The sequence below is a fragment of the Actinomadura decatromicini genome, from assembly GCF_008121305.1.
In the GTDB taxonomy this organism is placed as follows: domain Bacteria; phylum Actinomycetota; class Actinomycetes; order Streptosporangiales; family Streptosporangiaceae; genus Spirillospora; species Spirillospora syzygii.
In genome coordinates this window covers 598,447-620,043 of sequence record NZ_VSRQ01000004.1, presented here as the reverse complement: position 1 = coordinate 620,043, position 21,597 = coordinate 598,447, and the positions used below count along the sequence as shown (strand labels likewise).

15 protein-coding genes are annotated in these 21,597 nt (G+C 71.1%); 7 read left to right on the top strand and 8 right to left on the bottom strand.

Features of this window, described 5'->3' with window-relative positions:
• Window positions 1-33 precede the first annotated feature (33 nt).
• Window positions 34-4,761, bottom strand: coding sequence for an Lhr family helicase (locus tag FXF68_RS43105; RefSeq protein ID WP_222870020.1), 4,728 nt, complete (start codon window positions 4,759-4,761; stop codon window positions 34-36).
• Between the two features lie 129 nt (window positions 4,762-4,890).
• Between FXF68_RS43105 and FXF68_RS21305 the strand changes: the two genes are divergently transcribed.
• On the top strand, window positions 4,891-6,150 hold the full coding sequence (locus FXF68_RS21305; protein WP_148761857.1) for an alpha/beta hydrolase: 1,260 nt from the start codon (window positions 4,891-4,893) through the stop codon (window positions 6,148-6,150).
• A gap of 9 nt (window positions 6,151-6,159) precedes the next feature.
• Window positions 6,160-6,354, top strand: a complete 195-nt coding sequence (locus FXF68_RS21300; protein WP_148761855.1) for a DUF3046 domain-containing protein — start codon at window positions 6,160-6,162, stop codon at window positions 6,352-6,354.
• 48 nt (window positions 6,355-6,402) lie between these two features.
• Here FXF68_RS21300 and FXF68_RS21295 read toward each other — a convergent pair whose 3' ends face one another.
• Complete coding sequence (locus FXF68_RS21295) at window positions 6,403-7,272, bottom strand: ATP-grasp domain-containing protein (protein ID WP_148352746.1); 870 nt, start codon at window positions 7,270-7,272, stop codon at window positions 6,403-6,405.
• Between the two features lie 241 nt (window positions 7,273-7,513).
• Between FXF68_RS21295 and recA the strand changes: the two genes are divergently transcribed.
• The 3 genes from recA to rny all read left to right on the top strand — a co-directional run bounded on the left by recA (window position 7,514) and on the right by rny (window position 12,621).
• Window positions 7,514-8,635, top strand: coding sequence for a recombinase RecA (recA, locus tag FXF68_RS21290; protein WP_148761853.1), 1,122 nt, complete (start codon window positions 7,514-7,516; stop codon window positions 8,633-8,635).
• A gap of 898 nt (window positions 8,636-9,533) precedes the next feature.
• Window positions 9,534-10,121 carry a regulatory protein RecX gene (locus FXF68_RS43965; RefSeq protein WP_425458612.1) on the top strand — a complete coding sequence of 196 codons (588 nt, stop codon included), beginning with the start codon at window positions 9,534-9,536 and terminating at the stop codon, window positions 10,119-10,121.
• A 928-nt stretch (window positions 10,122-11,049) separates the two neighbouring features.
• Window positions 11,050-12,621, top strand: coding sequence for a ribonuclease Y (rny, locus tag FXF68_RS21280; protein ID WP_148761851.1), 1,572 nt, complete (start codon window positions 11,050-11,052; stop codon window positions 12,619-12,621).
• A gap of 105 nt (window positions 12,622-12,726) precedes the next feature.
• On the opposite strand, the gene FXF68_RS21275 is transcribed toward rny, so the two are convergent.
• The 5 genes from FXF68_RS21275 to FXF68_RS21255 form a co-directional block, all read right to left on the bottom strand.
• Complete coding sequence (locus tag FXF68_RS21275) at window positions 12,727-14,748, bottom strand: S9 family peptidase (RefSeq protein ID WP_148761849.1); 2,022 nt, start codon at window positions 14,746-14,748, stop codon at window positions 12,727-12,729.
• Window positions 14,749-15,036: 288 nt separating this feature from the next.
• Entirely contained in the window at window positions 15,037-16,065 is a 1,029-nt protein-coding gene (locus FXF68_RS21270; RefSeq protein ID WP_148761847.1) for an amino acid ABC transporter permease, read from the bottom strand.
• A gap of 73 nt (window positions 16,066-16,138) precedes the next feature.
• Window positions 16,139-16,822 (bottom strand): amino acid ABC transporter permease, encoded by a 684-nt coding sequence (locus FXF68_RS21265; RefSeq protein WP_148761845.1) that lies wholly within the window; start codon window positions 16,820-16,822, stop codon window positions 16,139-16,141.
• Window positions 16,823-16,965: 143 nt separating this feature from the next.
• A complete protein-coding gene (locus FXF68_RS21260; protein WP_148761843.1) occupies window positions 16,966-17,835 on the bottom strand; it encodes a glutamate ABC transporter substrate-binding protein in 870 nt (289 codons plus the stop codon).
• A 106-nt stretch (window positions 17,836-17,941) separates the two neighbouring features.
• Window positions 17,942-18,664, bottom strand: a complete 723-nt coding sequence (locus tag FXF68_RS21255) for an amino acid ABC transporter ATP-binding protein (RefSeq protein WP_246178883.1) — start codon at window positions 18,662-18,664, stop codon at window positions 17,942-17,944.
• A gap of 304 nt (window positions 18,665-18,968) precedes the next feature.
• Between FXF68_RS21255 and miaB the strand changes: the two genes are divergently transcribed.
• Together miaB and FXF68_RS21245 are read left to right on the top strand one after the other, a co-directional pair.
• On the top strand, window positions 18,969-20,510 hold the full coding sequence (miaB, locus tag FXF68_RS21250) for a tRNA (N6-isopentenyl adenosine(37)-C2)-methylthiotransferase MiaB (RefSeq protein WP_148761839.1): 1,542 nt from the start codon (window positions 18,969-18,971) through the stop codon (window positions 20,508-20,510).
• 51 nt (window positions 20,511-20,561) lie between these two features.
• Complete coding sequence (locus FXF68_RS21245; RefSeq protein WP_246178840.1) at window positions 20,562-21,359, top strand: class III extradiol ring-cleavage dioxygenase family protein; 798 nt, start codon at window positions 20,562-20,564, stop codon at window positions 21,357-21,359.
• On the opposite strand, the gene FXF68_RS21240 is transcribed toward FXF68_RS21245, so the two are convergent.
• On the bottom strand, window positions 21,350-21,583 hold the full coding sequence (locus FXF68_RS21240) for an antitoxin (protein ID WP_148761837.1): 234 nt from the start codon (window positions 21,581-21,583) through the stop codon (window positions 21,350-21,352). The two genes, FXF68_RS21245 and FXF68_RS21240, sit on opposite strands and share 10 nt — an antisense overlap.
• Window positions 21,584-21,597: the final 14 nt, after the last annotated feature.

Sequence of the window (21,597 nt, the reverse complement as noted above, 5' to 3'; positions counted from 1 at the left end):
TCACAACCCGGTGGGCATGTGCGTGCGGTGGGGTCAGGTGCGGAGGCGGAGGCCGCGGGGGGTCGGGTGGAAGCCTGCTGATTCCAGGGCGGCGGCCAGCGGGGAGTCGGTGATCGCTGTGCCGTCGGCGCGTTCGACGGTCAGCTTGCCGAGTGCGCCCTCGCGGACCGCGAGGGCCAGCGCGTCGACCGCCGGTTGCAGGACGGCGGGGTCGTCGTCCCAGGTCAGGAGCGTCCGGCCGCCGCGTTCGACGTAGAGGACGAGGCGGCCCTCGACCAGCGCGACGAGGGCGCCCGCCTTGCGTCCGGGCTTGTGGCCGCTGGCGACCTCGTCGTCGCGTTCGGGCCAGGGGAGGGCCGCGCCGTACGGGTTGGCGGGGTCGGCGGCGGCCAGGATGAGCGCCCGGTCGGCGGGCTTGGGCGGCGTCTCCCAGAGTGCGGAGATGTCGTCCGGCGCGACCGGGCCCGGCCGGAGCGCCCGCAGCCGGTCGACGGCGCCGGGCAGCGCGAACTGCGCGGCGCCGAGGCCCTCGACGAAGTAGCCGCGGCGGCACCGGCCGGTCTCCTCGAACGCCCGCAGCACCGGGTAGACGGCGGAGAACCCGCCGGGCGTGCGCTCGGCCGCGACCGCTCCGCGGATGACGATGCCGTACCGCTCAAGCAGCGCCTCCGCGAGAGCATGCGAACGCAATGTGGCCGTGGATTCCCGCTGGGGGAGCGGCCACCAGCGTCCACCGACCGTGGGCGGACCCGTCCGGGACGGCATGACGGGACGTCCGCGACGGGTCGACCGCGACCGGTGCGTCGGACGCCCCGAACCGAGCGCTGCGCGCAGCGGGGTCAGGGTGTCGTTGGTGAGGTGCCCAGACCAGACGAGGTCCCAGACGGCGGTCACGAGGTCGGGGTCGTTGGCGGTGACGTGCTGGTTGACCCGGTCGGAGAGCGTCCGGAAGAAGAGCGCGCCACCGTCGCCGAGCGTGTCCAGGACGGCCTGGTGGACGGGCGTGAGGGTGATCTCCGCGGGTTCCGGCATCAGCAGCGGTGCGGTGTCGGCCAGGTAGAGCGCCACCCAGCCGTCGCCGCCCGGCAGCCCGCCCTGGCCCGCCCACACGACCTCGCCCGCGGACGTCAGCTCGTCCAGCATGGCGGGGGAGTAGCCGGGCACGCGCGAGGGCAGCACCAGCGACTCCAGCGCGGACGCGGGCACCGCCGCGCCCTGCAACTGCTCGACCGCCTGGACGAGCGCATCGACGCCGCGCAGCCGGGACCCGCCGGTGATTCCATGCCAGACCGGCAGGAACCGGCCGAGCGCCTCGGGCGGGGACGGCTCGACCTCGGCGCGGAGCCGGGCCAGCGAGCGGCGGCGGAGCGTCCGCAGCACGCCGGTGTCGCACCATTCGCCGGTCAGCGGGCCCGACACGGTCTCGACGGGGAGGAACTCGCCCTCGGCCACGCGCCCGGCTCCGGCCAGCCTGCGCAGCGTCTCGACGACGACGGCCACGCCGAGGCCGAAGCGCGCGGCGGCCTCGCCCGCCCGGAACGGGCCGTGGGTGCGCGCGTACCGGGAGACCAGGTCGCCGAGCGGGTCGTCGACCGGTTCGAGGAACGCCTCCGGGATGCCCACCGGCAGCGGCGCGCCGAGCGCGTCGCGGAGCCGCCCGGCGTCCTCGATCGCGGCCCACCGCTCCTCGCCCGCGACCCGGACCCGGATCGCCCGCCGCGTCCCCTCCAACTCAGCCAACCACCGCGACGCCTGAACCAGGGCCCCGGGCTCGACGCCCCCGCCGCCTTCGCCGATACCAGCACGTTCGGTGACCCCGGCAGGTTCGGCAGCCCCGGCAGGTTCGGCAGCCCCAGCGATTTCGGTGGCACTGGCGGGTGCGGTAGTACCGGCGTCTTCGGCGTGCTCGACGACATCGGCGCGTTCAGCCGTGTTGGCGCGTTCGGCGACCTCTGCCGTGGTGAGCGGGCCGAGGGTGCGGAGGAGGTCGGCGACGCCCTCCATGTCGCGGGCGCGGCGGTCGGCGGTGAGGCGTTGGAGTTCGCGTTCGATCTCGGCCACGGCGTCCGGGTCGAGGAGTTCGCGCAGGTCGGCCTGGCCGAGCAGTTCGGCGAGCAGCGCGGAGTCGAGCGCGAGTGCCTGGGCGCGGCGTTCGGCGAGGGGCGAGTCGCCCTCGTACATGAACGCGCCGATGTACCGGAACAGCAGCGAGCGCGCGTAGGGCGACGGCTCGGGCGTCTCCACCTCGACCATGCGGACCTTGCGCCCGGACATGTCGCGCATGAGCTGCACCAGGCCCGGGACGTCGAAAACGTCCTGCAAGCACTCCCGCATCGTCTCCAGAACGATGGGGAACGACGGGTACTTGCTGGCGACGGCCAGTAGTTGCGCGGCCCGTTGGCGTTGCTGCCAGAGCGGCATCCGCTTGTCAGGACGGCGGCGCGGCAGCAGCAGCGAACGCGCCGCGCATTCACGGAACCGGGCGGCGAACAAGGCGGAGCCGCCCAACTCGTCCACCACGATGCGCTCGATGTCGTCGGCGTCGAAGACGGCGAGATCGAGGCCGGGTGGCTCGTCCATGTCGGGGATGCGGATGACGATGCCGTCGTCGGCGTGCATGGCCTGCCCGTCGACCCCGTACCGTTCGCGCAGGCGGCCCGCTATGGCGAGGGCCCAGGGCGCGTGCACCCGGGCGCCCAGCGGCGAGTGGACGACCATACGCCAGTCGCCGAGTTCGTCGCGGAACCGTTCGACGACCATCGTCCGGTCGTCGGGGACGTGGCCCGTGGCCTCCCGCTGCTCGGTGACGTAGGAGACGAGGTTGGCGGACGCCCAGTCGTCCAGCCCGGCGGCGGAGACGCGTGCGCGGGCGTCGTCCCCGGGCAGAGCGGACAGCTCGCGGGTGAACGATCCGAGCGCCCTGCCCAGCTCGGCGGGACGTCCGAGCGTGTCACCGTGCCAGAACGGGAGCTTGCCCGGCTGGCCGGGCGCGGGAGAGACGAGGACGCGGTCGGGGGTGATGTCCTCGATGCGCCAAGAACTCGCGCCGAGGACGAACACGTCTCCGACGCGTGACTCGTAGACCATTTCCTCATCGAGTTCGCCCACCCGGGACGCCTTCTCACCGACGAGGAACACGCCGAACAGGCCGCGGTCTGGGATCGTCCCCCCGCTGGTCACCGCGAGACGCTGTGCTCCTGGACGTTCGCGCAGGATGCCGGTCACGCGGTCCCACACGAGGCGGGGACGGAGTTCGCCGAACTCGTCGCTGGGATAGCGGCCGGCGAGCATGTCCAGGGTGGCCTCAAGCGCCGAGCGCGGGAGCGTCGCGTAGGGGGCGGCCCGCTTGACCAGCGACTCCAGGTCGTCGACGGTCCACTCGTCCATGGCGACCATGGCGACGATCTGCTGTGCGAGGACGTCCAGCGGGTTGCGCGGGTAGCGCAGTTCCTCGATCTCGCCGCCGCGCATGCGTTCGGCCACCACCGCCGTCTGGACGAGGTCGCCCCGGTACTTGGGGAAGATGACCCCCTTGGACACGGCGCCCACCTGGTGGCCCGCGCGCCCGACCCGCTGGAGCCCGTTGGCCACCGACGGCGGCGACTCCACCTGGACGACCAGGTCGACGGCTCCCATGTCGATGCCCAACTCCAGGCTGGACGTCGCCACGACCGCCGGTAGGCGGCCCTCCTTCAACGCGTTCTCGATGCCCGCCCGCTCCTCCTTGGACACGGAACCGTGGTGCGCACGGGCGATTTCTGAAGGCGCCCCCTTGGCCGACCCCGCCTCGGCCATCAATTCGGCAGGGGAATGGTTCTCGGGGATGGGCACACCGGTCGCGCGCTCATAGGCGAGTTCGTTCAGGCGTCCGCAGAGCCTCTCCGCCAACCGCCGGGAGTTGGCGAACACCAGCGTGGAGCGGTGCGCCTGGATGAGGTCGAGCAGGCGGTCTTCGACATGGGGCCAGATGCTGCGCTGGCGGGCGTCGGCCGTACCGGAGTCGTCGACGAACTGGCCGACCTCGCCCATGTCCTCCACGGGGACGACGATGTCGAGGTCGAACACCTTGTCCGAGGGCGGCTGGACGACGGCGGCCGGCTTCGTCCCGCCCAGGAAGGCCGCCACCTCGTCGGTCGGACGGACGGTCGCCGACAGCCCGATGCGCTGGGCCGGACGTTCGAGCAGTGCGTCCAGGCGTTCGAGGGACAGCGCCAGGTGCGCGCCGCGCTTGGTGCCCGCCACCGCGTGCACCTCGTCGACGATGACGGTCTCGACCCCGCGCAGCGACTCGCGCGCCTGCGAGGTGAGGATCAGGAACAGCGACTCCGGCGTCGTGATCAGGATGTCGGGCGGTTTCACGGCCAGCCGGCGGCGCTCGTCGGCCGGGGTGTCGCCCGACCGCATCCCGACGCGGACGTCCGGCTCGGGCAGGCCGAGGCGCCGCGCCGCGTGCCGAATGCCGGTCAGCGGGGCGCGCAGGTTGCGCTCGACGTCGACGGCGAGGGCCTTCAGCGGCGACACGTACAGGACGCGGCAGCGGCGCAGCGGCTCGGCCGGGTCGTCGCCGGCCGCGAGCCGGTCGAGCGACCACAGGAACGCGGCGAGGGTCTTTCCGGAGCCGGTCGGCGCCACGACGAGCGTGTCGTCGCCGCTCGAAATCGACTCCCACGCCCCGGCCTGGGCGGGGGTGGGCGCGGCGAACGCCCCCGCGAACCACTCGCGGGTCGCGGGAGAGAAGCGTTCGAGCACGTCACCGGCCATGGCGCCATAGTGCCTCGCGGGTCTGACATTCCGCCGCCGAGTGGCGCGCGTCACATTGTAAGCAAGCGCTTGTCCGGGCAAGGTCTACGGGTAGGACACCCGCCCTCAGGGACCCTTCAGGGAGCCGCGATGCCCTACCTCCTCCTCGCTCTCGGGATCCTGTTCGCTCTGGCCGCGGCCAACGCGCACTCTCCCCGGCGCGACATCGTCCTGCTCGTGCCCAGCTTCTTCTGCGGTTGGCTGACCATCGAGATGGCACCGCATGTCCTCGCCTTCTGGGCCGTGGCGACCGCGCTCACTGCCGTGTTCGGCGGACTGGACGGCTGGGCAGGCTGGCTTGGGCTCGTCCTTGCCGTCGCTGGCATGGCGGGTCTCGCGGCCACGATCGTCGCCACCCGCCGTACGGTCGTCACCCTGCGGGACTGCGGCGCGCCCCTCGACCTGGATCCGGAGGACGCGCCCCGTTATCCGCTCGCGCACCTGGTCGTGCCGCCGCTGTGCCTGATCCCGCGCAGGGGCGTGCGCGTCGAACGCAACATCGTGTACCGGCAGGACGGACGGCTGCGCCTGAAAGCGGACGTCTACCGTCCCGATGGTGAGGGCCGGGTGCGTCCCGGACTCATGCAGATTCACGGCGGCGCGTGGGTGATCGGGGACAAGCGTGAGCAAGGGCTACCGCTCCTCAACCACATGGCCGTCCAAGGCTGGGTCGGCTTCAACGTCAACTACCGGCTGAGCCCCCGCGCCACCTGGCCCGAGCACCTGATCGACCTCAAGCACTTCATCGCCTGGTACAGGCAGCACGCCGAGGAATACGGGGCCGACCCCGATTTCCTCTGCGTGACGGGCGGTTCGGCTGGCGGGCACCTCACCGCGATGGTCGCGCTGACCGCGAACCTGCCGGAATTCCAACCGGGCTTCGAGGACGTCGACACGAGCGTGCGCGGTGCCGTCCCGTTCTACGGCGTCTACAACTTCTTCGAGGCCGGGCCATGGCCACGTCCCATGGGCTCCACACACCTCCTGGAACGGATGGTCATCAAGCAGCCTTTCGCCGCCAACCCGGAGGTGTACGCCAAGGCTTCCCCCGTCACGTACATCCGCGAGGACGCGCCGCCCTTCTTCGTCGTCCACGGCAGCCGCGACTCACTGATCCCCGTGGTTGAGGCACACCGATTCGTCGAACGGCTACGGGACGTCTCAGCGGCACCCGTCATCTACGCCGAGATGAAGGGCGCCCAGCACGCGTTCGACGTCTTCCCCTCCTACCGGACGGCCCGCGTCATCGAAGCGGTCGAGCGCTACCTGACCGGTCTGCACCGCCAGGGGACCGATACCGGGGTGCCCGGCGAGATCGTGCGGTCCTTGGGGGACCGGTCCGTCGGATAGCGTGGACAGGTGCGGCTCACAGTCTTCTGGGATCGGATGAGGCAGCAGTTCGGCGAGTCCTACGCCGAGAGCGTGGCCAAGGACTACGTCATGGCCGAACTGGACGGCCGCACCATCGAGCAGGCCCTCGCCGACGGCGAATCCGCCAAGAAGGTCTGGCAGGCTGTCGTCGCCACGTTCGACGTCCCCTCCACACTCCGATAGCGAGGGCGGGCCTGTCCGGTCGTGCGCCGTGTGGGCCTTCGACGAGGGTCAGTCCGGAACGGGCAGGTGCGCGTAGAGGTCCATCGCGTCCACGGACGTGGGCAGATCGCTGACCTGACCGTCGCCGACCTCCACCACGCGCCACGCGCCGTCCGTCCGGCGGGCGAGATCGGTCGTGATGAACCGGCAGCCGAGCGCGCGCACGGCCGGGGCCACGATGTCCAGGTCGGGATCGGGCTCCACGCCGGGGCTGTCGGGGTGCGGCCCCACCAGGGCGGGCTCGCCGTCCACCCACCACACGCGCGCCTCACCGTCGCCGTCGTAGTGCTCGAACTCGCGCACGACGAGGCCCCCGGTCAGATGCTCGTCCCGCAGAGCGACCATCTTGGAGGCGATGTGGTGTAGCTGAGCGAGATTTCTCACGTCCGGGACGAAGCACGCCTCCTCCCATTCGTGCTTGCACGACTTCACGTAGTCCTTGACGATGCCCGGCCCGTTCTGCAGCGACCGGACGAGTTCACCGAGTTCGCTCAGGTCGCCTGGGTCCTGGCCCGGACGGAGGGGACGCCACACACTGTGCGGGGTCAGTCCGGCGAACGTGTCATGCCAGCCGGGCAGTTCGTGGGCGCGCCTGTAGTCGTCAGGATGTGTGAGCAGGACCGTCCCGCGTTGTTTCAAGGCCGCGGACATCGCGGCGTACTCCGCCGCGGTTACCATCCAGCCGCGGTACCAGACGGGACCCAGATCGGGGGGCACCGCACGGACCGCGTCGTCCACGTCGCCGCGGCGGACCGCGTCGTGGTCGATCAGGGCTATCTCGCCGTAGTGGTCCCGCACGGCCGCGGCCTCGCGGGAGAAATGGGGGTCAACGCGCCGAGGGTGGAGCGGATCGACGCAGAAGAGAACGGTCAGCGTCATGATTGGAACCCTCCGTGGACGGCGCCAGCGTACGGGGTCCAGAGCACGGAACGCACGGAGAATCCACGCGAATCGACGTATCGGACGATGATCGAACGGATGTTCGGTACGCTGGTGCGGCACGCGGCGTTATCCACAATCGCGCCCGCGACTCGAAAGTGTCGGAGGCCCGCCGTAACGTCGCCCTCGACATCGCAAGCAGCGGCCGAGAGCCGACAGTCACGACGAGAAGGACATCTCAATGGCAGCGAACGACCGGGAGAAGGCTCTCGAAACCGCACTCGCCCAGATCGAGCGGCAGTTCGGCAAGGGATCGGTCATGCGGATGGGCGAGGAGGCGCGCGCGCCCGTCGAGATCATCCCCACCGGCGCCATCTCCCTCGACATCGCGCTCGGCATCGGCGGCCTGCCGCGCGGCCGGGTCGTCGAGGTGTACGGCCCCGAGGGCTCCGGCAAGTCGTCGCTCGCGCTGCACGCGGTGGCGAGCGTGCAGAAGAAGGGCGGCATCGCCGCGTTCGTCGACGCGGAGCACGCGCTCGACCCCGAGTACGCGTCCAAGCTCGGCGTCGACATCGACGCGCTGCTGGTCTCCCAGCCCGACACCGGCGAGCAGGCGCTGGAGATCACCGACATGCTGATCCGCTCCGGCGCGATCGACGTCATCGTCATCGACTCGGTCGCCGCGCTCGTCCCGCGCGCCGAGATCGAGGGCGAGATGGGCGACAGCCACGTCGGCCTCCAGGCCCGCCTCATGTCGCAGGCGCTGCGCAAGCTCACCGGCGCGATCAACCAGACCAAGACCACCGCCATCTTCATCAACCAGCTCCGCGAGAAGGTCGGCGTCATGTTCGGCTCCCCGGAGACCACCACCGGCGGCCGGGCGCTGAAGTTCTACGCCTCCGTCCGGCTGGACGTGCGCCGCATCGAGACCCTCAAGGACGGCACCGAGGCCGTGGGCAACCGCGTCCGCGTCAAGGTCGTCAAGAACAAGATGGCCCCGCCGTTCCGCGTCGCCGACTTCGACCTGCTGTACGGCCAGGGCATCAGCCGCGAGGGCGGCCTGATCGACCTCGGCGTGGAGCACGGCTTCGTCCGCAAGTCGGGCGCCTGGTACACCTACGACGGCGACCAGCTCGGCCAGGGCAAGGAGAACGCCCGCAACTTCCTCAAGGCCAACCCCGACCTCGCGGACGGCATCGAGAAGAAGATCAAGGAGAAGCTCGGCATCGGCCCGAAGGTCGACAAGGAGGCCGAGCCGTCCACCCCGGACGGAGTCCCCGCGCCGCCCGCCGCCCCGGCCATCACGCCCGCCGCCAAGCCCGTGAGCCGGAAGGCCGCGAAGGCCAAGCCGGGTGATTCCTGACGGAGAATGCCCCGATAAGGGTGACTCTTGACGATGAGTAAGCGATGATCGCGTATGCAGGGCGGCGGCGCCTTACCCGACACCACACGACCGGTGCGCGGACCTTCCCCGACGGCGCCGCCGCTCCCAGGCTCCCCACCCCACCCGGGCCCACGGCACCATGACCACCGACCAACCAGACCCACCACTCCCGGACACGGAGTCATGGGGAACAGAGTCCCAGGTCACGGAGCCGCAGAGCGCCGAACGACCGCGTACGGTGCGCCCAGATTCGGAGTCGGCAGACGCCGAGTCATCGGCCACCATGCTGCCGGACGCGCAGTCGGCGGACACGAACCCATGGGGCACGACGCCCCAGGGCGCCGAACGGCCGGCCGCGCTTCCGAGGAGCCCGGGGTTCGCGGGCGCGAATCCCTGGAACACGGCACCGCAAGACGCCGAAAAGCCGCAGGGCGCGGAGTCAGCAGACGCGAATCCATGGGGCACGACGCCCCAGAGCGCCGAACGGTCGACCGCGCTTCCGAAGGGGCCGGGGTTCGCGGGCGCGAACCCGTGGGGCACGGCACCGCAAGACGCCGAACCGCCGGGCGAACCGCCGCAGGGCGTAGAGCCAGCGGGCGTTAACCCATGGGGCACGGTGCCGCAGAGCGCCGAGCAGCCGGGCGCATCGCCGCAGGGTGTGGAGCCTGCGGGCGTTAACCCGTGGGGCATGGTGCCGCAGAAGGTCGAACGGCCGGACAACATGTCGCAGGGCGCACTTCCGCAGGGCGTGGAGTCGGCGTGCGCGGATCCACGGGGCACGGCACCGGAGAAGCCCGAACGGCCTGGCGCATCGTCGCAGGACGTGGAGTCGGCGGGCATCGAGTCGACGGGTACTGCCGGGGCAACGGGTGCCGTGCTGCCGGGCGGTCAGTCGCCGGGTGGCAGGTCATCGGGTCGCAAGTCATCTGGCGGGGCGGCGGGCGGTACTGGCGCGGCGGGTGGGGAGGCCGCTGCGCGGGAGCACTGCTTGCGTTTGCTCACGTCGTCGCCTCGTACGCGGGCGCAGCTCGCGGATGCGTTGCGTCGCAAGAGCGTCCCCGATGATGTGGCCGACCGTGTTCTCGACCGTCTCACCGCCGCCGGGCTGATCGACGATGAGGCTTTCGCTCAGGCGTGGGTGCAGTCCAGGCACACCGGGCGTGGGCTGGCGAAACGGGCCCTCGCCGCTGAACTCCGCCGTCGCGGCGTCGCGGACGAGACCGTCAACGACGCCGTCGACGCTCTCGACCCGGAGCAGGAGGAACACACCGCCCGCGCCCTGGTGGACCGCAAGCTCCGGTCCACCAGAGGCGTCGACCCGACCAAGCGCATGCGCCGCTTGGTGGGCATGCTCGCACGCAAGGGCTACTCGCCCGCCCTCTCCTACCGCCTGGTCAAAGAGGCCCTGGCCGAAGAGGGCGCCGACCCCGAAGCCCTCCCCGAACCCCCGCCCCCGAACGACTAAGCCGAACCCCCGAACCTCCACCCCTGACCGACCAAGTCCGAACCACCCCTCACGGAGGGGTGCCTGCTACCGCGGCTGTCGAGTCCGCCCGCCATGCCACCCACACCTCATCAATGCCGCCTGTCATCCCGACTGTGAGTCCGCCCGTCATGCCCCTCCCGCCAGGAGGATCAGGAGGAGGGCCGCCTGTCAGCGGAACTGTCGAGTTCGCTCGCCCGTGCCATGCCCTCGCTCGGGGGCGTCTGCCGAGTTCGGCCGCCATGCCACTTACTTCGGCGGGCCAGGGTCCCGCCTGCCTTCGCGGCTGTCGAGTTCGGTCGCCGTATCACTCACCTCTTGCCAGGAGGCGTCTGCTACCGCGGTTGTTGAGTTCGGTCGCCATGGCCTCGCCTCGGTTGTGCCATGTCGCGGTTGTCAACCTGCTGCGCTCCCGGCGGCCTGCCGCCGGGTGGCGGGTGGTGTGTTGGGCTTGTCGGCGTGGGGGTTGTTGGGGCGGGTGGGGGTCATGTGGCGTGTTGGTGACATGGGGGGTGGCTGGAACGGCGGGGTGAGGCATGGGTCTGACCCGGGGTTCGGGGGCAGGTCAGGAGGGTGAACGCGGTCAAGAAGGGCGGTAAGGAAGGACTCACGTTGACGTTCGGTTAGTCCGGAATGCCCTGCGTTTGCTTGCTCATTACCTCCATGCCGCTTACCGTTACGGCAGTGAGGAGTTACTCCGCGTCTCGCGGATTGCCATACGACCGAGCACGTTCCAGCGGCTGAGAGGCATACAGGACACGTTCGCCGACCGGAAGCGGCCGAATCACCGGGTGCGCGCGGTGCGCGGCCCCGCTCGGTCGTGCCTTCGGTCGTCCGCTGAGCGCGAGTAAATCCTCGCTAGGCAGGGTCCCGACTCCGGACGGACCCGCGGCGAGGAAGGATCTGCCTCATGGAGAGCGTCCTGCTGGGTGCAGCGCTGCTGGTGACCCTGGTCGCTCTCGTGATCGTCGTGTCGCGGCGGCCGGGCACGCCCGGCAAGGCCGCGGCGGAGCTGGCCCGGGCGCACAGCGAGGCCGACGAGATCCGGACGAGGGCCGAACGCCAGGCAGCGGCCGTCCTGGAGAAGGCCGAGCGGGACGCGCGTGAGATCGCCGCGACGGCCCGCGCTGAGGCCGAGGACGAGGGCCGGACGCTTCGCGACGACCTCCGCGCCGTCCGGGAGGACCTGGAGCGCCGGGAGGCCCGCCTCGCCGAGCGGGAGCAGCGGCTGGACGGCGAGGTCCGCCGCCTGGAGGAGTGGTCCGGACGCCTCGCCGAGACGAAGAAGTCCCTGGAGGCCCGCAAGGAGGAGCTCGACGGCGTCGAGGAGGAGCGGCGCAGGGTGCTGGAGGGCGCCGCCGGGCTCACCGCCGAGCAGGCCAAGGGCGAGCTGCTCGCGGCGATCGAGAACCAGGCGAAGCGGGAGTCGATCCCGATCGTCCGGGAGATCGAGAACACGGCGCGGGCGGAGGGCGAGAAGCGCGCCCGCAAGATCGTGACGCTGGCCATCCAGCGGGTGGCGAGCGAGCAGACCGCAGAGTCCGTGGTGTCCGTGCTGCACCTGCCGAGCGACGAGATGAAGGGCCGGATCATCGGCCGCGAGGGCCGCAATATCCGCGCGTTCGAGACGACGACCGGCGTCAACCTGATCATCGACGACACGCCCGAGGCGGTGCTGCTGAGCTGCTTCGACCCGGTGCGCCGCGAGGTCGGGCGGCTGACGCTGGAGAAGCTCGTCCTGGACGGCCGGATCCACCCGCAGCGCATCGAGGAGATCTACGAGCGCAGCAAGAGCGACGTGGAGCAGCTCTGCGTCCGGTCCGGCGAGGACGCGCTGGTCGAGGTCGGCATCGGCGACATGCACCCGGAGCTGATCGCGCTGCTCGGGCAGCTCCGCTACCGGACGTCGTACGGGCAGAACGTCCTGAAGCACCTGATCGAGTCCGCGCACCTCGCCGGGATCATGGCGAGCGAGCTGCGGCTGCCGGTGGAGATCGCGAAGCGGTGCACTCTGCTGCACGACATCGGCAAGGCGCTCACCCACGAGGTGGAGGGCAGCCACGCGCTGATCGGCGCGGAGATCGCCCGCAGGTACGGCGAGCACGAGGACGTCGTCCACGCGATCGAGGCGCACCACAACGAGGTCGAGGTCCGGACGGTGGAGGCGGTGCTCACCCAGGCGGCGGACGCGATCAGCGGCAGCCGTCCGGGAGCGCGCCGCGAGTCGCTGGAGGCGTACGTCAAGCGCCTGGAGCGGCTGGAGGAGATCGCCCGCGACAAGCACGAGGGCGTCGAGAAGGTCTTCGCGATGCAGGCCGGGCGGGAGATCCGGGTCATGGTCAAGCCCGACTCCGTCGATGACATCCAGGCGCAGGTCATCGCGCGGGACATCGCCAAGCAGGTCGAGGACGAGCTGACCTACCCGGGGCAGATCCGCGTCACCGTCGTCCGCGAGTCCCGCGCCATCGAGTTCGCCCGCTGATCGACCTCGGCCCGCTGACCGGCCCGGCCTGCCCGCTGAGGGCCCGTCTGCCCCCGGGTGCCCCGTCCGTCCCGGCTCTGGAGTCGGGGCGGACGGGTGTGCGGGTCAGGAAGCGGTCAGGGTGATCGGCTGGACGCCGCGCGGCTCGAAGCCGAGCGTCTGGCCGTAGAACGCCAGCTCCGCCTCCAGGCAGCGGATCACCGTGTCGGCGCGCCGGAAGCCGTGCGACTCGCCCTCGAACGTCAGGTAGGCGTACGGGGTCTTCTTCGCGGCGAGCGCGGCCGCGAAGCGCTCCGACTGGTCGGCCGGGACGACCGGGTCGTTCAGGCCCTGGAGGAGCAGGACGGGGCATGCCGTCCGGTCGGCGTGCCCGAGCGGCGACCGCTCCTCGTAGGCGCGCTCGAAACCGGGCAGCGGCCCGATCAGCCCGAACAGGTAGTGCGACTCGAAGTCGTGGGTGGCGGCGGCGAAGCTCTGCAGGTCGCTGATCCCGTAGTAGGACGTCGCGGCCTTGAACACGTCGGTCTGGGTGATCGCGGCGAGCGTCGTCCAGCCGCCGGCGGAGCCGCCGCGGATCGCGAGGCGGGCCGGGTCGGCGATGCCGCCGTCGATGAGGAAGCGCGCGGCGGCGACCGCGTCCTCGACGTCGACGACGCCCCACTGGCGGCGCAGCCGCTCGCGGTAGGCGCGGCCGTGCCCGGTCGACCCGCCGTAGTTGACGTCGATGACGCCGATGCCCCGGCTGGTGAAGTAGGCGCGTTCCAAATCGAGCGCCTTGGACACGCGTCCGGTCGGACCGCCGTGCACGAACACGACGTACGGCGGCAGCTCGCCCTCGGGCCCGGCGGCCTCCGGGTTGGCGGGCGGGAAGACGTAGGCGTGGACGGGACGTCCGAACGGGCCGTCCACCTGCTCGGCGCGGGGCTTCGACAGGTACGCGACGTCCGGGACCTCGGCGAGCTCGCGGCGCAGGCCCTCGACCCGCCCGGTCGTGGTGTCGACCCGGACGACCGAGGTCGGCAGGTCGGGGCCGCCCGCGATGCCGACGATCGTCCCGCCGTCCGTGGACAGGGCGGTCTGCCAGTGCTCGTACGGGACGTCCAGGTCGATGAGGTCGAGCGTCTCCGGGTCGTAGACGCCGAGCCGCAGGTCGCCCTCGCCGTGCAGGACGGCGAGCCGCCCGTCGCCGAGCAGCGCGTACGGCATGCCGCCGAGGTGCCACAGCGGCCCGGCGAACTCCTCCTCCGCCGGGTACAGCGCCTGCGGCGACTCGCCGTGCAGGCCGACCTGGTAGATGTTCCACCAGCCCGGCCAGTCGGAGATGACGTACAGGGACTCGTCGTCCCGCCACAGCGGCGCCAGCGCCGACTCGGTGAGGCCGCCCTTGACGGTGCGGGGCGCGACCGCCGCTCCGTCCTCCAGGGCCGCGACGCGCAGCTCGGTGCCGTCCCACGGCATGCGCGGGTGGTTCCACTGCACCCACGCCAGGTGGCCGCCGCCCGGCGACGGCGCGGGCGAGGCGTAGAAACCGGCGCCGGTGACCAGCTCGCGGATGGCGCCCGCGTCCTCGGCGGCGCTGCCGTCCAGCGGGACGGCGACGATGGCGCGGCGGATCCCGGTGCCCGCGGGCTTGTCGTCCGCGGGAGCCCCGGCCCCCTCCGGCTGCTCCCGCTGCTCGGCGATGTGGCCCTCGCAGACGCACCAGATCTCCGTCCCGTCGGGGGACAGGACGTAGTCGGCGAAGCGCAGCCCGGCCGGGACGGCGGGCTCAGGGGTAAGCGGGTACGGCTTCGGGTCGCCCTCGTCCAACCGGTGGAGGCGCTGGTCCTCGTAGTTGGAGAACACGATCGACAGCCCGGACTCGGTGCGGACGGGCAGGTACGACCGCCCGCCGTACTCGTGGACGCGCGTACGGGCGTCCCAGGGCGCATGGAGGAGTTCGGTGCGGTGACCGCCCTTCAGATGGACGACCGTCGTTCGACCGCCCTCCTCGGGTCGCGTCTCCTGCCACCACACGTCGCTGCCCGCCACGGTGGGGAAACTGAGGCGCAGCCGGGCGCGGGCGACGTCGGCTGCGGAGATGGGGGAGGGCCAGGAGCCGTAGGGGAGGGTCGCACGAGCGGTCATACCAGGAATCGTCCCGCATACGGGGACGGGTTGGGGCCATGACGGGCGGTTTGAACTCGGAAAGATACACGCCGACGACTTGGGAACTCTCACGCTGAGCCGCAATCCCGGCACGCGGCGGCCCTTCCGTCCACCGCCTGCCCTCCGCGAAGCGGCACTGTGGCGAAGACGGCGCGGACGTTAAGAGGGCGGTGACGCGAAGACGGCGCGGACGCGAAGACGGCGTGACGCGAAGACGGCGCCGACCGGTGGAGACCGGTCGGCGCCGTCCGGTGCGGCGCGAAGGGCTCAGATGGCGCCCTGGGCGCCCGAGTAGCCGGCGCCGGGCACGATCGGGGCGCCCCCGCCCGCCGACATGCCAGGGGCGGGCGGCGCGCCCACGTCGCCGCCCATGGTCTTCGCCTCCGTCTTGCGGCTGCGGCGGCTGCGCGCCTCCAGCCAGGTGGCGAGCCTGCTCACCGACATGTTCAGCGCGATGTAGATCACGGCGACGACGATGCCCGCCTGGATCTTGTTGTTGTGGAAGTTGGCGGGCACCTCCCGGAACCCGGCGGACAGCAGTTCGGAGTAGGCGATGATGAACCCGAGCGCGGTGTCCTTCAGCAGGACGACGAGCTGGCTCACGATCGCCGGCATCATCACCGTCACGGCCTGGGGCAGCAGCACCAGCCGCAGCACGCCGTTCTTGCGCAGGCCGATGGAGTAGGCGGCCTCCGACTGCCCCTTCGGGATCGACTGCACGCCCGCGCGGACCACCTCGGCGAGCACCGAGCCGTTGTACATCACCAGGCCGAACACGACCGCGGCGAACGCCGGCACGGTGATCGTCCCGGCGTTGATCTGCACGCCGAAGAGCGAGAAGAAGTTGTCGACCAGGACGCGCTGCAGCGTTCCGAACGACGACTCGGCGATCGTCGGGCTGATCTTGTTCGGGATGAAGAAGGCCAGGAAGATCAGGATCAGCAGCGGGATCGCGCGGAAGAACTCCACGACGACCCCGGCCGGGACCCGGATCCACCAGTGGTCGGAGAGCCGGGCCAGGCCGAAGACCACGCCGAACACCAGCGCCAGCACGGCGGCCACGGCCGCGGCCTTCAGCGTGTTCCACAGGCCGGGCAGGATCAGCTTGTCCCAGACCGTCCACTTGGTGAACGGGCTCCACAGCTCGCCCGCGAACTGGCCCTTCTCGTTGAAGCGCCAGACGAGCGCGGCGAACAGCGCCAGCAGCACCGCCGTCGTGACGACGGCCACGATCCTGTTCCGCACCCGCGCACGCGGCCCCGGAACGTCAAACAGGACGGTCGCTTCTTTGCTCACCGAGCCCTGCCTTTCTGGGGGGCGTCCCCCAGACCCCCGAGCCGGTGGCTCGATGATCCTCGCTCCGCTCCGGTCATCGGGCCACCGCCATCCGCTTGTGGAGCCAGCCGAAGAAGAAGCCGGTCGGCAGTGTGAGGATCATGAAGCCGATGGCGACGCCGATGAACAGCGGGAGCGCCCCGCTGGTGAAGGACGGCAGGTCGAGCAGACTCTTCATGGCCGCCGCGGCCTCGGCGTAGCTCGCCGCGGACGCCACCGTCGTGTTCTTGATCATCGCGATGAAGACGCTGCCGAGCGGCGCGATGACGGCGCGGAACGCCTGCGGGAGGATGATGATCCGCAGCGACTGGGTGAAGGTCAGCCCGATCGAGCGGGCCGCCTCCGCCTGGCCTAGCGGCACCGTGTTGATGCCCGCCCGCAGCGACTCGCAGACGAACGCCCCGGTGTACCCGGACAGGCCGAGCACCGCCCACCAGTAGTAGGTGGTGCCGGGGTTGTCGGAGAAGGTCAGCGCCAGGACGTCGTTGAGCCCGAGGCTGCACATCAGCAGCACGAGCGTGAGCGGAGTGTTGCGGACGACGTTGACGTACGCGGTGCCGAGCACGCGCAGCAGCGGGACCGGGGCGACCCGGAAGCTCGCGAGGACCGTGCCGATCAGGAGGGAGAGCACCGCCGAGACGGCGGCCAGCTTCACGGTGCCCCAGAACCCGTTGAGGATCTCGTCGATGTTGTCGAAGAACGGGCCGAAGTCAAACATTGCTCAGCAGTTCCATGGCGTTCCAGCGGGTCGGGCCACGCGGGCGCCCCGCCGGGGACCGCGCGGTCCCGGCGAGTGCGCCGCGTGACGTCTCGTCCTCGGGGCGGGCGCCGCGATCGGACGCCCGGCCGGGGCGTCTCGGATCAGCTGCAGCCTTCCATCTGCGGGACGGTCGTGACGAGCTTCAGCCCGGTGCCCGAGAAGTGCTTCTCCAGCAGGGTCTTCGCGGTGCCGTCCGAGTACATCTTGGTGACGGCCTGGTTGACGGCCTCGCAGGTCTCCTTGTCGCCCTTCTTGATGCCGACGCCGTACTTCTCGTCGGTGAAGGGGTCGTTGATGACCTTGAACTTGCCCTTCTGCTGGGCGGCGAAGCCGGCCAGGATCAGGTCGTCGGTGCTGACCGCGTCCAGCGCGCCCGACTGGAGCTTCGCCGCGCAGTCGGAGTAGCTGCTCGCGTCGACGAGCGTGACGCCCTTGATGTTGAGCTTGCCGTCCGGCGGGCCCTCGGTGACGCGGCGGAACGAGTTGGACCCGGCCGCCTTGCAGAGCTTCTTGCCCTTGAGGTCGGCGGCCTTCTTGATGTCGGTATTGCCGGCCTGGACCATCGTGTCCTGGTGGGCGACGTAGTAGGGGCCGCCGAAGGTCACCTGCGCCTTGCGCGCCTCGGTGATCGAGTAGGTGGCGAACACGAGGTCGACTTGGCCGCCGCCGAGGAACGACTCGCGGTTCGCGGAGGTGGTCTCCTTGAACGTGATGCCGCTCTCCGGGACGCCGAGCTCCTTCGCGACGTACTTGGCGACGTCGACGTCGAAGCCGTCGTAGGAGCCGTCGGGCTTCTTCAGCCCGAGCGCGGGCTGGTCGAACTTGATGCCGATCGTCAGCTTCTTGTTGTCCTTGGCCTTCTGGACGACCGTCTTTGCCTCGGTCTTCTCCGTGTCGCTGCCACACGCACTGAGCGCCAGTGACAGCGCCATCCCCGCCCCGATGAGGGCGCCGAAACGACGTACTCGCATTTCTCCTCTACCTCTGCTCTCTGCCGGGGCCCCCGCTGCGCGAACCATTTCGTCCGCTGCCGGCTGAATGGTCCAGGTCGCCGCGGAGACGTCGGGCGAAACTGGTTCAGTGCGTGAGGATCTTCGAAAGGAAGTCCTTGGCGCGATCGGTGCGCGCGTTGGTGAAGAACTCGTCGGGAGTGTTCTCCTCCACGATCTGGCCGTCCGCCATGAAGACGACCTTCTGCGCCGCCCTGCGCGCGAAGCCCATCTCGTGCGTGACGACGATCATCGTCATGCCCTCGCGGGCGAGGCCCGTCATGACGTCGAGCACCTCGTTGACCATCTCCGGGTCGAGCGCGGAGGTCGGCTCGTCGAAGAGCATCACCTTCGGCCGCATCGCGAGGGACCGCGCGATCGCGGCCCGCTGCTGCTGCCCGCCCGACAGCTGGGCGGGGTACTTGTGGGCCTGGTTGGCGATCCCGACCCGGTCGAGCAGCTCCATCGCGTGCTTCTCGGACTCCTGCCTGCCCTGCTTGCGGACCTTGATCGGCCCGAGCGTGACGTTCTCCAGGATCGTCTTGTGGGCGAACAGGTTGAACGACTGGAACACCATGCCCACGTCGGCGCGGAGCTTCGCCAGTTCCTTGCCCTCCTGCGGCAGCTCCCTGCCGTCGACGAGGATCTTCCCCCCGTCGATGGGCTCCAGCCTGTTGATCGACCTGCACAGGGTCGACTTCCCGCCTCCGGACGGGCCGATGACGACGACGACCTCGCCCGAGTTGACAGTGAGGTTGATGTCCTTGAGGACGTGCAGCTCGCCGAAGTGCTTGTCGACGTGCTCGACCACGACGAGGGGCCGTCCGGCGTCCGAGGCCGGCGCAGGCACGGTGTCCTCCGGCCCGTCCTTGGTCAGGTCGGGCCCGCCTTCGCTGTCCGTCATGCGCTCGGACTTTACGTCATCGGCGCGGCCGGGAAAGTCGCCGCGCGGTACCGATACGATCACGAATACCCATGTCGGACGGGGTTCCGCCGTGGCGGAGAGTGATCATCAGGGCCGCCGCCGGAAGGGCGAGCGGCGCTGTGACGGCCCAGGTGACGCGGGTCGACCCATTCGGCGATATCGCGCCGGGCCCGTACCCTTGGTAACCGTCATGAATGCGCCAATGGAGACGGCCCCGCGCACGTACGAGATTCGTACCTACGGGTGCCAGATGAACGTCCACGATTCCGAGCGGCTGTCCGGTCTGCTGGAGTCGGCAGGGTATGTGCGCGCCGGGGAGGCCGAACCCGACGTGGTGGTGTTCAACACCTGCGCGGTGCGGGAGAACGCCGACAACCGGCTGTACGGGAACCTGGGGCATCTCCGTCCCGTCAAGGACTCCCATCCCGGCATGCAGATCGCCGTGGGCGGCTGCCTCGCGCAGAAGGACCGCGACACCATCGTCAAGCGCGCCCCCTGGGTGGACGTGGTGTTCGGCACCCACAACATCGGGTCGCTGCCAGCGCTGCTGGAGCGCGCCCGCGTCCAGGACGAGGCGCAGGTCGAGATAGAAGAGTCGCTGGTGACCTTCCCGTCGACGCTGCCCACGCGCCGGGAGTCCCCTTACGCGGCGTGGGTGTCGATCTCCGTCGGGTGCAACAACACGTGCACGTTCTGCATCGTCCCGTCGCTGCGCGGGAAGGAACGCGACCGCCGTCCTGGCGAGGTCCTCGCGGAGGTCGAGGCGCTCGTCGCCGAAGGCGTCCTTGAGGTCACGCTGCTGGGCCAGAACGTCAACGCCTACGGCTCGGGGTTCGGCGCCCTGTCGGACGCGCCCGACGAGGTCCGGTCGATGACGTCCGGCGGGCAGTCGGCGTTCGCGGGGCTGCTGCGGGCGTGCGGCGGGGTCGAGGGTCTGGAGCGGGTGCGGTTCACGTCCCCGCACCCGAAGGACTTCACCGACGACGTCATCGCCGCCATGGCCGAGACCCCGAACGTGATGCCGTCGCTGCACATGCCGCTCCAGTCCGGGTCGGACGCGGTGCTGCGCGCGATGCGCCGGTCGTACCGGCAGGAGCGCTACCTCGGGATCATCGAGAAGGTCCGGGACGCGATCCCGGACGCGGCGATCACCACCGACATCATCGTGGGCTTCCCCGGCGAGACCGAGGCCGACTTCGAGCAGACGCTGCACGTGGTGCGGGAGGCGCGGTTCTCGTCGGCGTTCACGTTCCAGTACTCCAAGCGTCCCGGCACCCCGGCCGCGACCATGGACGGGCAACTGCCGAAGGAGGTCGTCCAGGAGCGGTACGAGCGGCTCGTCGCCCTCCAGGAGGAGGTCTCCTGGGAGGAGAACAAGAAGCAGCTCGGCCGCACGCTGGAGGTCCTGGTCGCCGAGGGCGAGGGCCGCAAGGACGAGGCGACGCGCCGCCTGTCGGGCCGCGCGCGCGACAACCGGCTCGTGCACTTCGTGGTGCCGGACGAGCCCGTCCGGCCGGGCGACATGGCGACCGTCGAGGTCACCTACGCCGCGCCGCACCACCTCGTCGCCGACAAGCCGGTGCTCGCCGTGCGCCGGACGCGCGCCAGCGACGCCTGGGAGGCGCGCCAGGGCGGCGGTGGCCGTCCGCGGGGGGTTTCGCTCGGAATGCCGTCGATCGGACGCCCGGCCGTGTCCGACGCGCCCGCCGCGGGGTGCGCCACCCCGCCGTGACCTCCGGCATGATCGAGGTGGTCCAGATGGACGGCCCGGCTGGGAGGCAGTGTGCTCGTTTCTGCGGCGGTGTGCCCGCATCCGCCCCTGCTCGTCCCCGCGATGGCGGGGGAGGCGGCGGGGGAGCTCGACGCGGTGCGCGCCGCCTGCGCGGAGGCCGTCCGGGCCGTCCTGGGCGGTCTCGCCGCGGGCGGGACGCTGATCGTGGTGGGCGGGGGCCCGGACACGCGCCGCTACGGGCCCGGCGCCTACGCGACGCTCCGCCCGTACGGCCTCGACTGGACGAGCCCGGAGCATCCGCGCGGCGCGCCGCCGGGCGAGCCGCTGCCGCTGTCCCTCACGATCGGCCGCTGGCTCCTGGAGGGCCGGCTCCTGGAAGGCCGCGACGCGGCGACGGAGGCCCGATACCAGGCGGTCGCGTCCGACGCGCCCACCGCGGACTGCCTGCCGCTAGGACGCGATCTGGCCGCCTCGTCCGACCGCGTCTCGCTCCTGGTCATGGGCGACGGCTCGGCGTGCCGCTCGGAGAAGGCGCCGGGATATCTGGACCAGCGCGCCGCCCCCTACGACGCGGCGGTGGCGCGTGCCCTGGAAGAGGCCGACGCCGCCGCCCTGGCCGCCCTCGACCCGGGGCTTTCCCGGGAGGTGCGGGCGGCCGGGCGCGCGGCGTGGCAGGTGCTCGCGGGCGCGGCCGGCGAGGGGGCCTTCAGGGGCGCCGTGCTCGCCGAGGAGGCGCCGTACGGCGTCGGCTACCTCGTGGCGTCCTGGTCGGCGACGGCCGAGTCGGCGACGGCCGAGTCGGCTACGGCCGGGCCGGCCGAGGCCGGGTCGCTACGGGGTCAGGGCTGACCGGGCCGCCCCGGGCCGGGCTGGTCGCCGCCCCCGGGTCCGCCGTGGCCGCCCTCGGAGCCGCGGTCGATGTAGTCGCCGGCCTTGTCCTGGGCCTTGTCGATCTTGTCGGCGTACTTGCCGCCGGTGTGCTCGTCGATCTTGTCTCCGGCCTTGTCAACGCCGTGCTTGGCCTTGTCGGAGTGCTGCCCGAGCATCTGCTTGACCTTGTCGACGATGGACATTCCCAAATCCCCCC